Annotated in this window: 13 protein-coding genes; 5 read left to right on the top strand and 8 right to left on the bottom strand. The window is 70.0% G+C overall.

The genetic code is table 11. The features are described 5' to 3' along the window. Positions 1-81: 81 nt before the first annotated feature. Both AB0M82_RS11265 and AB0M82_RS11260 read right to left on the bottom strand, forming a co-directional pair. Positions 82-1122 carry an aspartate-semialdehyde dehydrogenase gene (locus AB0M82_RS11265; RefSeq protein WP_364720007.1) on the bottom strand — a complete coding sequence of 347 codons (1041 nt, stop codon included), beginning with the start codon at positions 1120-1122 and terminating at the stop codon, positions 82-84. Then, positions 1122-2387, bottom strand: a complete 1266-nt coding sequence (locus AB0M82_RS11260; protein ID WP_364720004.1) for an aspartate kinase — start codon at positions 2385-2387, stop codon at positions 1122-1124. The genes AB0M82_RS11265 and AB0M82_RS11260 overlap by 1 nt, the downstream gene beginning before the upstream one ends. A 228-nt stretch (positions 2388-2615) precedes the next feature. On the opposite strand from AB0M82_RS11260, the gene AB0M82_RS11255 reads away from it, so the two are divergent. Next, positions 2616-3206: a nitroreductase family protein gene (locus tag AB0M82_RS11255; protein WP_364720001.1), complete on the top strand. Its 591-nt coding sequence runs from the start codon at positions 2616-2618 to the stop codon at positions 3204-3206. On the opposite strand, the gene AB0M82_RS11250 is transcribed toward AB0M82_RS11255, so the two are convergent. Together AB0M82_RS11250 and AB0M82_RS11245 are read right to left on the bottom strand one after the other, a co-directional pair. Then, positions 3203-3907 carry a hypothetical protein gene (locus tag AB0M82_RS11250; protein ID WP_364719998.1) on the bottom strand — a complete coding sequence of 235 codons (705 nt, stop codon included), beginning with the start codon at positions 3905-3907 and terminating at the stop codon, positions 3203-3205. The genes AB0M82_RS11255 and AB0M82_RS11250 overlap by 4 nt on opposite strands. 83 nt (positions 3908-3990) lie before the next feature. After that, positions 3991-4365: a hypothetical protein gene (locus tag AB0M82_RS11245; RefSeq protein ID WP_364719995.1), complete on the bottom strand. Its 375-nt coding sequence runs from the start codon at positions 4363-4365 to the stop codon at positions 3991-3993. 216 nt (positions 4366-4581) lie between these two features. Here AB0M82_RS11245 and leuA point away from each other — a divergent pair, with 216 nt between their 5' ends. Next, a complete protein-coding gene (gene leuA, locus AB0M82_RS11240; protein WP_364719993.1) occupies positions 4582-6345 on the top strand; it encodes a 2-isopropylmalate synthase in 1764 nt (587 codons plus the stop codon). A 3-nt stretch (positions 6346-6348) separates the two neighbouring features. Beyond that, positions 6349-7326, top strand: a complete 978-nt coding sequence (locus AB0M82_RS11235) for a YafY family protein (RefSeq protein WP_364719991.1) — start codon at positions 6349-6351, stop codon at positions 7324-7326. On the opposite strand, the gene AB0M82_RS11230 is transcribed toward AB0M82_RS11235, so the two are convergent. Together AB0M82_RS11230 and AB0M82_RS11225 are read right to left on the bottom strand one after the other, a co-directional pair. After that, positions 7317-8219, bottom strand: coding sequence for an SDR family oxidoreductase (locus tag AB0M82_RS11230; protein WP_364719988.1), 903 nt, complete (start codon positions 8217-8219; stop codon positions 7317-7319). The two genes, AB0M82_RS11235 and AB0M82_RS11230, sit on opposite strands and share 10 nt — an antisense overlap. Before the next feature lie 102 nt (positions 8220-8321). Continuing rightward, positions 8322-8963 (bottom strand): peroxiredoxin-like family protein, encoded by a 642-nt coding sequence (locus AB0M82_RS11225; protein ID WP_364719986.1) that lies wholly within the window; start codon positions 8961-8963, stop codon positions 8322-8324. 59 nt (positions 8964-9022) lie between these two features. Here AB0M82_RS11225 and AB0M82_RS11220 point away from each other — a divergent pair, with 59 nt between their 5' ends. Next, positions 9023-9628 carry a TetR/AcrR family transcriptional regulator gene (locus AB0M82_RS11220; protein WP_364719983.1) on the top strand — a complete coding sequence of 202 codons (606 nt, stop codon included), beginning with the start codon at positions 9023-9025 and terminating at the stop codon, positions 9626-9628. Here the strand turns inward: AB0M82_RS11220 and AB0M82_RS11215 are convergent. Further along, positions 9618-10523, bottom strand: coding sequence for a LysR family transcriptional regulator (locus AB0M82_RS11215; protein WP_364719981.1), 906 nt, complete (start codon positions 10521-10523; stop codon positions 9618-9620). The two genes, AB0M82_RS11220 and AB0M82_RS11215, sit on opposite strands and share 11 nt — an antisense overlap. A gap of 86 nt (positions 10524-10609) precedes the next feature. On the opposite strand from AB0M82_RS11215, the gene AB0M82_RS11210 reads away from it, so the two are divergent. After that, on the top strand, positions 10610-11518 hold the full coding sequence (locus AB0M82_RS11210) for an EamA family transporter (protein ID WP_364719978.1): 909 nt from the start codon (positions 10610-10612) through the stop codon (positions 11516-11518). Here the strand turns inward: AB0M82_RS11210 and AB0M82_RS11205 are convergent. Next, entirely contained in the window at positions 11515-12159 is a 645-nt protein-coding gene (locus AB0M82_RS11205) for a DedA family protein (protein WP_364719975.1), read from the bottom strand. The genes AB0M82_RS11210 and AB0M82_RS11205 overlap by 4 nt on opposite strands. Between the last annotated feature and the right edge of the window lie 198 nt (positions 12160-12357).

Below are 12357 nucleotides of genomic sequence, written 5' to 3'. Positions count from 1 at the left end.
CGTTTTCGCGGTGCCCAGAATCCCCCGGGCACCGCGAAATCGGCAAGGCAGTTTCAGTTGTGTTCAGTGGTCCACTGTGGTCTACCGCTGCTGCGCGACCAGCTCCGCGATCTGGACCGCGTTGAGCGCCGCACCCTTGCGCAGGTTGTCGTTCGAGATGAACAGCGCCAGCCCGCGGCCGCCGTCGACACCCTGGTCGACGCGGATCCGGCCGACGTAGCTCGGGTCGTTGCCCGCCGCCTGCAGCGGGGTCGGGATCTCCGACAGCTCGACGCCCGGCGCGTGCGTCAGCAGCTCCGTCGCGCGCTCGACGGACAGCGGCCGCTCGAACTCGGCGTTCACGGAGATCGAGTGCCCCGAGAACACCGGCACGCGCACGCACGTGCAGGACACGCCGAGCCCCGGGATGCTCAGGATCTTGCGGCTCTCGTTGCGGAACTTCTTCTCTTCGTCCGTCTCGAGCTCACCGTCGTCCACAATGGACCCGGCCAGCGGCAGGACGTTGAACGCGATCGGCCGCGCGTACTTCGCCGGCTCCGGGAACGCGATCGCCGCGCCGTCGTGCGTCAGCAGCGACGCGTGTTCGGCGGCCGCCCGCACCTGGCCCGCCAGCTCGTCCACGCCGGCCAGGCCACTGCCGGACACCGCCTGGTACGTCGACGCGACCAGCCGGACGAGGCCGGCCTCGTCGTGCAGCGGCTTGAGCACCGGCATCGCGGCCATCGTGGTGCAGTTGGGGTTCGCGATGATCCCCTTGCGCGCTTCCTTGATGGCTTCCGGGTTGACCTCGCTGACGACCAGCGGCACGTCCGGGTCCATCCGGAACGCCGAGGAGTTGTCGATCACCGTCGCGCCGGCGGCGGCGAACCGCGGCGCCTGCGCCTTCGACGTCGACCCGCCGGCGGAGAACAGCGCGATGTCCAAACCGGACGGATCCGCCGTCGCCGCGTCCTCGATCGTGATTTCGGTGTCGCGCCAAGGAAGCTTCGTACCCGCCGAACGCGACGACGCGAAGTACCGCAGCTCGGCGATCGGGAACTCCCGCTCCGCCAGCAGCTTGCGCATCACCGCGCCGACCTGGCCGGTCGCGCCGACCACTCCGACCCGCAGTCCGTCCGCCATCAGCGACCACTCCCCGCGTAGACGACGGCTTCTTCGTCGCCGCCGAGTTCGAACGCCTCGTGGATCGCGCGCACGGCGTCGTCGAGCTGCGCGTCCCGGATCAGCACCGAGATGCGGATCTCCGAGGTGTTGATGATTTCGATGTTGACGCCGGAGTTGGCCAGCGCCTCACAGAACGTCGCCGTGACACCCGGGTGCGAGCGCATCCCGGCGCCGACCAGCGAAACCTTGCCGACGTGGTCGTCGTAGAGCACCGACTCGAAGCCGATTTCCGCCTTGACCTTCTCCAGTTCCTTGACCGCCTTGGCGCCGTTGGCCTTCGACAGCGTGAACGTGATGTCGGTCCGGCCGGACACGGTGCTCGACACGTTCTGCAGCACCATGTCGATGTCGATCTCGGCGTCGGCGATCACGCGGAAGATCCGGGCCGCGGCGCCGGCGTGGTCCGGCACCCCGGTGACCGTGATCTTGGCTTCGGAGCGGTCGTGCGCCACACCGGTGATCAGGGCTTGTTCCACGGGGATCTCCTCGATAGAACCGGTCACCGTGGTGCCCGGCTTGTCACTGTAGGAAGAGCGGACTCGGATCGGCACGCCGTAGCGGCGGGCGTACTCGACCGAACGCAGGTGGAGGATCTTCGACCCGCTCGCGGCCAGCTCCAGCATCTCCTCGTAGGCGATGGTGTCGAGCTTGCGCGCGTCCGGCACCACCCGCGGGTCCGCCGTGTACACACCGTCCACATCGGAGTAGATCTCGCAGACGTCGGCGTTCAGCGCGGCGGCCAGCGCGACGGCGGTGGTGTCCGAGCCGCCGCGGCCCAGCGTGGTGATGTCCTTGGTGTCCTGTGCGACGCCCTGGAAGCCCGCCACCAGCGCGATGTAGCCCTGCTCGAGGGCCTCGGTGACGCGGCTCGGGGTGACGTCGATGATGCGCGCGTTGCCGTGCACCGACGTCGTGACGACGCCGGCCTGCGAGCCGGTGAACGACCACGCCTCGGCGCCCTGGGCCGCGATGGCCATGGCGACCAGCGAGTTCGAGATGCGCTCGCCGGCGGTGAGCAGCATGTCCATTTCCCGCTCCGGCGGCGCCGGGTTGACCTGCTGTGCCAGGTCGAGCAGCTCGTCGGTGGTGTCACCCATCGCCGAGCAGACCACGACGACGTCGTTGCCCGCCTTCTTGGTGGCGACGATCCGTTCCGCGACGCGCTTGATCCGGTCGGCACTTTCCAGCGACGATCCGCCGTACTTCTGGACCACGAGGGCCACGCCCGAACCTCCTCGACGGGCCGGGCGGCTCCCTGGTGGGCACCGGAGAGCCCCCGCGTCCCATGTTTGAAGTGGAGCCTACCGGGGCTTCAGCGGCCCGCCACCCTGTTGACGTGGGGCGGGCGCCGGATGCGGGCGGCGCGGAAGTAAATCTTCCGTAACACCAACGAAATGGGCGGAGCCCTTCCTTCCGAGTGATGCACAGCACTCACCGGTAACGTCGTGAGGGTGCGGAAACCAGCTGTGACGAGCGTCCCGATCGCCTCCCTGATGGCCGAGCGGTGGAGCCCACGGGCGTACGACGCGTCTGCCGTCGTCACCCCGGAGCAGGTGAGAGCCCTGCTCGAGGCGGCCCGCTGGGCGCCGTCGTTCGGCAACACCCAGCCGGCCCGGTACCTGGTGGGGGTGCGCGGCACACCGGCGTTCGACGCGATCTTGGCAACGCTCAACTCGGGCAACCGGGCGTGGGCGCACCGGGCGAGCCTGCTGCTGATCGGCGTGATGGTGACGACGAACGAAAAGGGTGCGGTGCCCTACGCCGAGTACGGGCTCGGGCTGGCTTCGGAGAACCTGGTGCTGCAGGCGGTGGAGCTGGGGCTGATCGCCCACCAGATGGCGGGCTTCTCGCCGGACGCGGTCCGGTCGGCGTTCTCCCTCCCCGAGGACGCGGTGCCGAAGGTGGCGATCGCGGTGGGTTCGCCCGCCGCGGCGGAGGTGCTCGAGGAGGACTGGCGGATCGAGCGCGAGAAGGCCGAGCGGGCGCGGATCCCGCTGGAGGAGTTCGCGTTCACCGACCAGTGGGGCAAGCCGGCGCTCTAGCGCGGCAGGACGACGGCCCGGTCGCGGATGCGGTCCCAGGCGGCGACGGGCACGGCGGTGAAGACGTCGTCGACGGCGGCGAACCCACCGGCAGCCGACCTGGTCTCGACGATCTCGTCGGCGGTGGTGACGTCGAGCCCGCAAACCGAGGCAATCACGGCGGCTGGCGCGCTGTTGAGGTCGACGAGGCCGCCGTCGTCGTAGTTCCGCGGCAGATCCGGGCGGCCGATGCGCAGGTCACGGGCGATGAGGGGGTCCTCGGTGGCGAGCTTGCGGGCCTCGGCGCGGCGATTCCGCGCGGCGAGCGCGGCGGCGAGGGCGGGGTCGGGGCCGTCGAGTCGCTCGCCGGGCGCCTGCCGGAGGATTTCCCGGCGCAGCTTGGACTGCTGGACGCAGGCGACCGCGACGACGGCGACGCCCAAGATCACGGCGATCGAGGTGAGCAGGTCCCCGGTCGCGCCGACCACCTTGCCGGCGGCGTCTTTCGGCGCGAGGGACATGAGCATGGCCATGACCGCGGCCGCCGCACCGAAGACCAGGGCACGGGCGTAGAGCGACTTCCGGCCGAGCCGGACGGCGGCGTGCACGAACGGCACCCAGGCGAAGAACCCGAACGAAACCATGGTGACGACGAAGTACCAGCGGCTCACGAAGCGGGAACCCGCGCTCGGCGACATCGCGACAGGCGGTGAAACGGACATGATCAGCACCCCTTCCGGCGTGCTGAAGTCGCCCGGTTTCGACAGTGCGTTACGACCCGCCGCCGATCGTGATCACCGCGAAATCAGGACGTCCCGCCCACGCGGCGGATGATCTTCGCCAGGATCCCCGACACGACGAGCCAGAAGATCGCCGCGATGCCGTAGTTCACCAGGACCCGCAGCTTTTCGTCACTCGGCGTGAACAGGTCGCTGAAGCCCATCGCCAGGCTGTCCGCCCAGGACTTCACGAACGAGACGATGCCGTTGTCCGGGTTGGCCGAGCCGACCGTGAAGATCACGTGGATCACCAGGAACGCGGCGAAGATCAGCCCCACCCAGCGGACGATCGACGCCACGACGGCGGCGACGCGACCTCCCGTGGCGCGCCAGTCGACCGGAGCCCGGCGCGAGACGCGGGTCTCCTCCGACGTCGACGACGACTCTGCGTGCTCACCCATGCCCGCAGTTTCGCACGACGCCCGGCCAATTGCTACCCACAGGTAACCCCCGGAAGGAGACGCCCGGCTTCCCTCCCGTGGTGTTCCGTGGTTATGGTGAAGACGTGGCGCGCACTCTCCTGCTTCGATGCCGCGACGGGGCCTGACCGGACCGGCTCCCCGTCGCGGGGCTTCGTGGTGCCGGTCGCACCCGTCGAGCTGGAGATACCCCTTTTCATGAGTTCGCGCATCCGCAAACCCGCTCGTTCCGCGCCCGCTGACCAGCCCGTCTGGAACACCCAGCGCGGCACGTCCATGCCGGTTCACCGCTACCGCCCGTGGTACGACCTCGTCGAGAACATCGACCTGCCCGACCGCACCTGGCCCGAGAAGCGCATCGAGCGCGCGCCGCTGTGGTGCGCCGTCGACCTGCGGGACGGCAACCAGGCCCTGATCGACCCCATGTCGCCCGCGCGCAAGCGCAAGTTCTTCGACCTGCTCGTGCGCATGGGCTACAAGGAGATCGAGGTCGGCTTCCCGGCCGCGAGCCAGACCGATTTCGACTTCGTCCGCGAGATCATCGAAGAGCACGCCATCCCGGACGACGTCAGCATCCAGGTGCTGACCCAGTGCCGCCCGGAGCTGATCGAGCGGACCTTCCAGGCACTGGAAGGCGCGCCCCGCGCGATCGTCCACATCTACAACTCGACGTCGATCCTGCAGCGTCGCGTGGTCTTCCGCGAGGAGCGGGAGGGTATCAAGAAGATCGCGACGCAGGCCGCGGAAATGGTCGTCGAGCTGGCCGCGAAGCAGCCCGACACCGACTTCCGGTTCCAGTACTCGCCGGAGTCCTACACCGGCACCGAGCTGTCCTACGCGCTCGAGGTCTGCAACGCCGTCACCGAGATCTGGAAGCCGACGCCGGAGAAGCCGGTGATCCTGAACCTGCCGGCGACCGTCGAAATGGCCACCCCGAACGTCTACGCCGACTCGATCGAGTGGATGAGCCGGAACCTGGCCCGCCGCGACTCGGTGATCCTGTCGCTGCACCCGCACAACGACCGCGGCACCGGCATCGCCGCCGCCGAGCTGGGCTACCAGGCCGGGGCCGACCGGATCGAGGGCTGCCTGTTCGGCAACGGCGAGCGCACCGGCAACGTCGACCTGGTCGCGCTGGGCATGAACCTCTACAGCCAGGGCATCGACCCGCAGATCGACTTCTCCGACATGGACGAGATCAAGCGGACGGTCGAGTACTGCAACCAGCTGCCCGTGCCGGAACGCTCGCCGTGGGGCGGCGACCTGGTGTTCACCGCCTTCTCCGGCAGCCACCAGGACGCGATCAACAAGGGCCTCGACGCGCTGAAGGACGCCGCCGACAAGGCGGGCGTACCCATCGACGAGTACCCGTGGGAAGTCCCGTACCTGCCGATCGACCCGAAGGACGTCGGCCGCACGTACGAGGCCGTGATCCGGGTGAACTCGCAGTCCGGCAAGGGCGGCGTCGCCTACATCATGAAGGCCGAGCACCAGCTCGACCTGCCGCGGCGGCTGCAGATCGAGTTCTCGAAGGTCATCCAGCGCTACACCGACTCCGAAGGCGGCGAGGTCGACCCGACCACGATGTACAACGCCTTCTCGGCCGAGTACCTGGAGCTCAAGACACCGCTGGAGCTGGTCCGCCAGCACGTCCGCGACAACGGCGACGGCGAGTACGACATCACCGCGACCGTCCGCGTGGAGGGTGACGAGCACGAGATCACCGGCCGCGGCAACGGCCCGATCGCGGCGTTCTTCGACGCGCTGTCGACCGTCGGCTTCGACCTGCGGCTCCTGGACTACAGCGAGCACACGCTCTCGCCGGGCGACGACGCGCGCGCCGCGTCGTACATCGAGTGCGCGATCTCGGATCGGGTGTTCTGGGGCATCGGGATCGACCCGTCGATCGTCACGGCGTCGCTGCGCGCCGTCGTCTCGGCGGTGAACCGCGCCAACCGCTAGCCCGTGAAAGCCGAGCGGCTGGTCGCGCTGCTGTTCACCCTGCAACGCCGTCGCAGCGCGACCGCCGCCGAGCTGGCCGGAGAACTGGGCGTCTCGGAACGGACCATGCACCGCGACCTGGCCGCGCTGCGGGACGCCGGTGTTCCACTGTGGACGGAGCAGGGGCGGCACGGCGGGTTCCGGCTGGTCGACGGCTGGAAGGCGGGTCTCGACGGCCTCACCGCGAGGGAAGCCGTCGCGCTCTTCGCGCTCGGGGTGCCGGACGCGCTCGCCGGGCTCGGTCTCGACACCGCCGGCAGCGCGGCCCGGGCGAAGGTTTCCGCGGGCATGCCTGCCGAGCTGCGGGAGCACGCGGCGGTGGTGGCCGGGCGCTTCCACCTGGACGCGCCGGGCTGGTTCGGCGGCGCCGACGAACCGCCGGCGCTGGCCACGGTGGTCCAGGCGGTCTGGGCGCAACGGCGCATCGCGGTCACCTACCGGCGCCGCGACACGGTGGCTTCGCGGGAGCTGGAGCCGCTGGGCCTCGTGCTGAAGGCGGGCGTCTGGTACCTGGTGGCGCGGGTGGTCCCGGACGACGCGTTGCGGACGTACCGGGTGTCCCGGATCTCGAGCGTTTCGGCGCTGGAGACCGCGTTCGAGCGACCGCCGGACTTCGACCTGGCCCGCTGGTGGCGGGATTCTTCGGCCACGTTCGAACAGGTGGCGCGGCCCCTGCGGGTCAAGGCCCGGCTGAACCGGACAGCGGTCCGCGAGCTGCACCGCGTCTTCGGCGGCGAGCACCTGGCGGACACGGTGGTGTCCTTGGGGTCGCCCGACGCCGACGGCTGGGCCGAGGCCGAGCTCGTCCTGGAGGAAGACGGGATCGGCCTCGGCCAGCTGGTGGCGCTCAGCCCGGGCGTCGAGGTGCTGGATCCACCGGAGCTGCGGGCGACCCTCGCCGGAATCGGCGCGGAAACGGCCGCCCGGAACGCTCAGCGATAGCCGGTCACGTCGGCGGGCTTGCCCGCGTTGGCCACCTCGGCCATGTACCGCCAGGCGTCCGGGCGGCTGCCGTCGACGTCGTCCACCTCGTACTCCTTCGCCAGCTGCCCGCTGCTCACCGTCTGCCCGCTCCACCGGTGCCGATCCGGGTCCGCGGCCAGCGCCACCACCGTGCGCCCGCAGAACGCCGGGGACTCCGAAATCGCGAAGTGCGGCACCTTCTCGCAGGCGTCGCGCCAGTTGTCCTCCGTCACGCCGTGGATGTCGAGCATCATCTCCGAGCGCAGGTACCCCGGCGTGAACGCGACCGCCGTCGCGCCGTGCGACTCCAGTTCGGCGGCCTCACCGATCGCCAGCAGGTGCGCCGACGCCTTCGCGAGGTAGAACGGCAGCGAAGTGCCTTCGCGATACTTCGCGTTGTACTCGGCCGTGCCGTCGGTCAGCTCGACGACCAGGCCGCCCGGTCGCTTGATCAGCAGCGGTAGCAGGAAGTGGCTGGTGATCAGGTGCGCGTCGATGCCGAGGTGGATCATGCGCAGGCCCGCGGCCAGGTCGTGCTCCCACACCGGCTTGCCCCAGCCGAGGTGCTTGTCGCCGCCCCAGAGGCCGTCGACCAGGACGTCGAGATGATCGATCCGCTTGGCCAGCGCCTCGACCTCGGCCGGCACCAGGTGGTCGACGCGGATCGCCTCCGCCTGCCCGCCCGCCTTTTCGATCAGCTCGGCGGTCTCCTCGATCGTCTCCGGACGGTCCACTTCGGACCGTCCGGCCCGGGTGGTCCGGCCGGTCACGTACACGAAGGCGCCCGCGCGGCCCAGTTCGACCGCGATCCCCCGGCTCGCGCCGCGGGTTCCGCCGGCGACCAGGGCGGTTTTTCCGGAAAGTGCGTTCATGCGGCCAGCGTCGCGCCGAACCATGACAACTCCTGTCATGGTTCGCGAAGTCGGTGGCTCACCGGTAGGGCTGCGGTGAGCCACCGGTGATCGAGCGATCGGCTAGAGCGATTCGACGGCCTGCAGGATGTCGGCCGGCTCGGTGCGCGTCGTGTAGTCCGGGTGGACGTCCGCGAAGCGGATCACCCGCTCCCGGTCCACCACCAGCACGCTCGGATGCGCGAGTTCCCAGTCCCCGTTGTGCTTCGTGAGGTCGGCGCCGATCTTGACCATCGTGGGACGCACGTCCTCGTCGACCGTGAAGGTCAGCCCGAACGTGCGCGCCACGACGTTGCCCACATCCGAGAGCACCGGGAAGCTCAGCTCATTGGTCTCCTTCACGGCCACCGAGCCGTCCGGCAGCTGCGGGCTGATCGCGGCCAGGCGCGCGCCGTGCATCCCCAGCTCCGGGACCACTTCGGCCTGGTAGGCCCGCAGCGTCAGGTTGCAGTACGGGCACCACTGCCCGCGATAGAAGACCAGCACGGCCGGGCCGTCGGCGGTCAGGTCGCCGAGGCTGACGGAGCTGCCGTCGGCATCCGGCAGCGAGAAGTCCGCCGCGGTCGCGCCGACCGCCGCGAACTTCGCGTATTTCGCCGATTCGACCAGGTCGCGCGGGTGCTTGACGAGCGTGGCCGCCAAGTCGGCGGGCCACACCTTCATGCCCTCGGTCCGGAAGTCGGTCAGGGCGCTGTTGAGCGTCATGGATCCCCTTAGCTCGTTGTACTGATCGGTACAGTGGATCGAACTGTACTATCCGGTACATGGAGACGCAAGCGGCGGCCTCGACCCCACGCGGCAAGCGGACCCGCGACGCGATCGTCGACGCGGCGGCCGCGCTGATGTACGTCGACGGCGTCGCGGGCACGAGCGTCGACAAGGTGCTGGCCGCGAGCGGGGCCGGGAAATCGCAGATGTACCACTACTTCAAGAACAAGGAACAGCTGGTCGGGGCCGTGATCGACCGGTACCTCGAGCAGATACTCGGCAACCAGCCGGCGATCTTCACCCTGGCCTCCTGGGCCGATCTCGAGACGTGGACCGAACAGCTGCTGGACGTCCACCGCCGCGCGGGTGGCCCGATCGCCTGCCCGCTGGGCAACCTCGCCGGGGAGGTCGGTGACAACCCGAAGCTCGCACCCCTGGTCGACCAGGCGTACCGGACGTGGGAATCTCACCTCGCGCGCGGGCTGACCACGTTGCGGGACAAGGGAGAGCTCGCGCCCGACGCCAATCCGGCGCGGCTGGCGCAGGCGGCGATGACGTCTGTCCAAGGTGGACTGCTGCTGGCGCACATCCGGCACGACCTCACGGCGCTGGAGGACGCGCTCGGGATCGCGCTGGCGTACCTGCGCGGCTTCAAGCGGTGAGCTGGGTGACCTCCGCACGCAGTTCCTCGATCACCTGGGCCACCGCCGGCCGCTGCCGGGCACCCGTCCGGCAGACCGCCTCCACCAGGCGGGCCGCGCGGATGCCGGCCAGCGGCCGCCCGACCAGCCCGCTCCCGCGGCGAGTGTCCATTGTGTACCGCGGCAGCAGCGCGATGCCGTGGCCCGCCGCGACCAGCCGCTCGGTGATCCTGAAGTCGTTGATCCGCTGCACCACGACCGGCCGCACGCCGGTGCGGACGGTAAGCGAACGCAGCACGTCGTCCACCGGGAAGCCGAAGTCGACGCTGATCCAGCGTTCGTCCGCCAGTTCCGGCAGCTCCACGCGGCGCTGGTCGGCCAGCCGGTGTCCGGCGGGCAGCGCGACGTCGAGCGGTTCCCGCAGCAGCGGCACCACCTCGAGGCGGACGGGATCGAACTCCGGCGCGTGCTCGTCGCGGTGCGCCACGACGACGTCGTAGTCCGCGACCAGGCCGGGCACCTCCGACGGCGTCATGTCGACGTCCCGGACGTCCACCTCCAGGCCGTCGTGCCCGGCGACGCGGGTCAGCAGCCCCGGCAGCAGCATCAGCCCGGCCGACTGGAAGATGGCGATCCGCACCCGCCCGCGCGGCGCACTGCGGTAGGTGTCCAATTCGGACTCCGCGCGCTCGAGTGCGGCGAGCACCTCGTCGGCGCGGGCGACCAGCGCGCGGCCCGCGTCGGTCAGCCGCAGGCCCCGGCCGGCCGGCTCGGTGAGCGGCAGGCCGACCTCGCCCTGCAACGCGCGCAGCTGCTGCGAAACGGCCGATGGCGTGCAGTGCAGCGCCCGCGCGGCCGCCGTCACGCTCCCGCGGTCGGCGAACTCCCGCAGCGTGCGCAGCCGTCCCAGATCCACGCCGCCACTCTACTTGAAGCACAGCTACAAGGTCTCTGCAGATATTCTCGCTGGTCCTTCACGGTCGTCGTTGCCACAGTGGAGACATGCCCGCCCGTGATCGCCTCCTCGCCGTGCTCGTCGCCGTCCTCTGGGGCCTCAACTTCCTCGCCATCCACGCCACGCTCGGCCAGTTCCCGCCGGTCTTCGCGGGCGCGCTGCGGTTCGCCGTGATCGCGATCCCGACGATCCTGTTCGTGCCGTGGCCCAAGGTGAAGGTGCGGCACCTGCTCGGCTACGGCCTCGGCTTCGGCACCGGGCAGTTCGCGTTCCTGTTCATCGCGATGGACACCGGGATGCCGACCGGGCTCGCGTCGCTGGTGCTGCAGGCGTCGGCGCCGTTCACGGTGCTCCTCGGCGCCGTCTTCCTGCGTGAACGCGTCACGCCGCACCAGCTGGCCGGCATCGCGCTGGCCGTCGCCGGGATGGTGGCGATCGCGTGCCAGCGGTCCGGCCACGCCGCCCTGCTGCCGATGCTCCTGACGCTGCTCGCCGCGCTGAGCTGGGCGTTCGGCAACCTCAGCACGCGAAAGGCGGAGCCGGACAACCCGCTGCACTTCACGCTGTGGATGTCGGTCGTGCCGCCGCTGCCGATGTTCGCGCTTTCGCTGGTCATGGAGGGCCCGGCCGCGCAGTGGCGGTCGCTGACGACGCTGGGGACGCCGACCGGGCTCATCGCGCTCGGCGGCCTCGCCTACGTCGTGCTGATCGGCACCGTCGTCGGATCGGGGCTGTGGACCACGCTGATGCGGCGCAACCCGGCCGGTGTCGTGTCGCCGTTCTCGCTGCTCGTGCCGGTGGTCGGGCTCACGGCGTCGTTCCTGCTGCTGGGCGAGCAGCCGACCGGCCTGGAGATGGGCGCCACCGTGGTGGTGATCGGCGGCGTGCTGCTCGGCTCGCTCCGGCCCGCGCGCAAGCCCGACCCGGAACTGCTGCCCGAGGAGGTCCCGGTCTAGGCCGTCGGCTCGGTGACTTCCTGCTTCTCTTCTTCCTCGTGCTTGCGTCCCAGGCGCTTCTTCATGACGAAGAAGACGACGCCGCCGATGACGACCGCGGCGACCAGGCCGAACTTGGAGAACCGGCCGAGCCACTCCTCGGCGACGACCCCGAGGTAGTAGACCGCCGCGGTCGTGCCGCCCGCCCACACGATGCCGCCGGCCGCGTTCGCCAGCAGGAACTTCGGGTAGTGCATGCGCAGCGACCCGGCGAGCGGGCCGGCGAGGATACGCAGGAACGCGATGAACCGGCCGAGGAAGACGGCCCACACGCCGCGTTTGTTGAAGATGCGTTCCGCGTTGGCGAGGTGCGTGGGGCCGAAGTGCTTCGGGAATTTCCGGCCGGCCCAGGCGAACAGCCGTTGTCCCCCGGTCTTTCCGATGAAATAGCCGATGCTGTCGCCGATGATGGCGCCGGCACTGGCCAGGATGCCGATCCACAGCGGGTTCACCGCGTCGTGCGTCGAAGCCAGCAGGGCGGCGCTGACCAGCACGATTTCGCCGGGCAGCGGAATGCCGAGGCTCTCGATCATGATCACCGCACCGACGATCAGGTACACCGAGAGCGGCGGGATCGCCTCCAGCCATTGGTCGATGTGCACTACCCGTACCCCCTGGTACCTCTGTCCGGAATCAGGTCTCCCCGCAGGGTACCGGGGGCGGTCCGCCCCAGGCGGCCTCCTCAGGTATTGCCAGGGGTCCTACTGAGGTTTTCTCAGTAGCGTCCGTGGTGTTCGTGGTGGGTGAGGACGAGTGCTGCTTGGACGATCGGGCCGATGCGGTGGGGGCAGAGGCTGATG

Source organism: Amycolatopsis sp. NPDC051128, assembly GCF_040682715.1.
GTDB lineage: Bacteria > Actinomycetota > Actinomycetes > Mycobacteriales > Pseudonocardiaceae > Amycolatopsis.
The sequence above is the reverse complement of the archived record's forward strand: the minus strand, read 5'-3'. Positions and strand labels throughout refer to the sequence as shown.

Bases quoted from the DNA above. Each gene is read 5' to 3' on its own strand.
- AB0M82_RS11230 (WP_364719988.1), bottom strand. From the start codon at position 8,219: ATGAACGCACTTTCCGGAAAAACCGCCCTGGTCGCCGGCGGAACCCGC.
- AB0M82_RS11250 (WP_364719998.1), bottom strand. From the start codon at position 3,907: ATGTCCGTTTCACCGCCTGTCGCGATGTCGCCGAGCGCGGGTTCCCGC.
- leuA (WP_364719993.1), top strand. From the start codon at position 4,582: ATGAGTTCGCGCATCCGCAAACCCGCTCGTTCCGCGCCCGCTGACCAG.
- AB0M82_RS11220 (WP_364719983.1), top strand. From the start codon at position 9,023: ATGGAGACGCAAGCGGCGGCCTCGACCCCACGCGGCAAGCGGACCCGC.
- AB0M82_RS11245 (WP_364719995.1), bottom strand. From the start codon at position 4,365: ATGGGTGAGCACGCAGAGTCGTCGTCGACGTCGGAGGAGACCCGCGTC.
- AB0M82_RS11225 (WP_364719986.1), bottom strand. From the start codon at position 8,963: ATGACGCTCAACAGCGCCCTGACCGACTTCCGGACCGAGGGCATGAAG.
- AB0M82_RS11210 (WP_364719978.1), top strand. From the start codon at position 10,610: ATGCCCGCCCGTGATCGCCTCCTCGCCGTGCTCGTCGCCGTCCTCTGG.
- AB0M82_RS11265 (WP_364720007.1), bottom strand. From the start codon at position 1,122: ATGGCGGACGGACTGCGGGTCGGAGTGGTCGGCGCGACCGGCCAGGTC.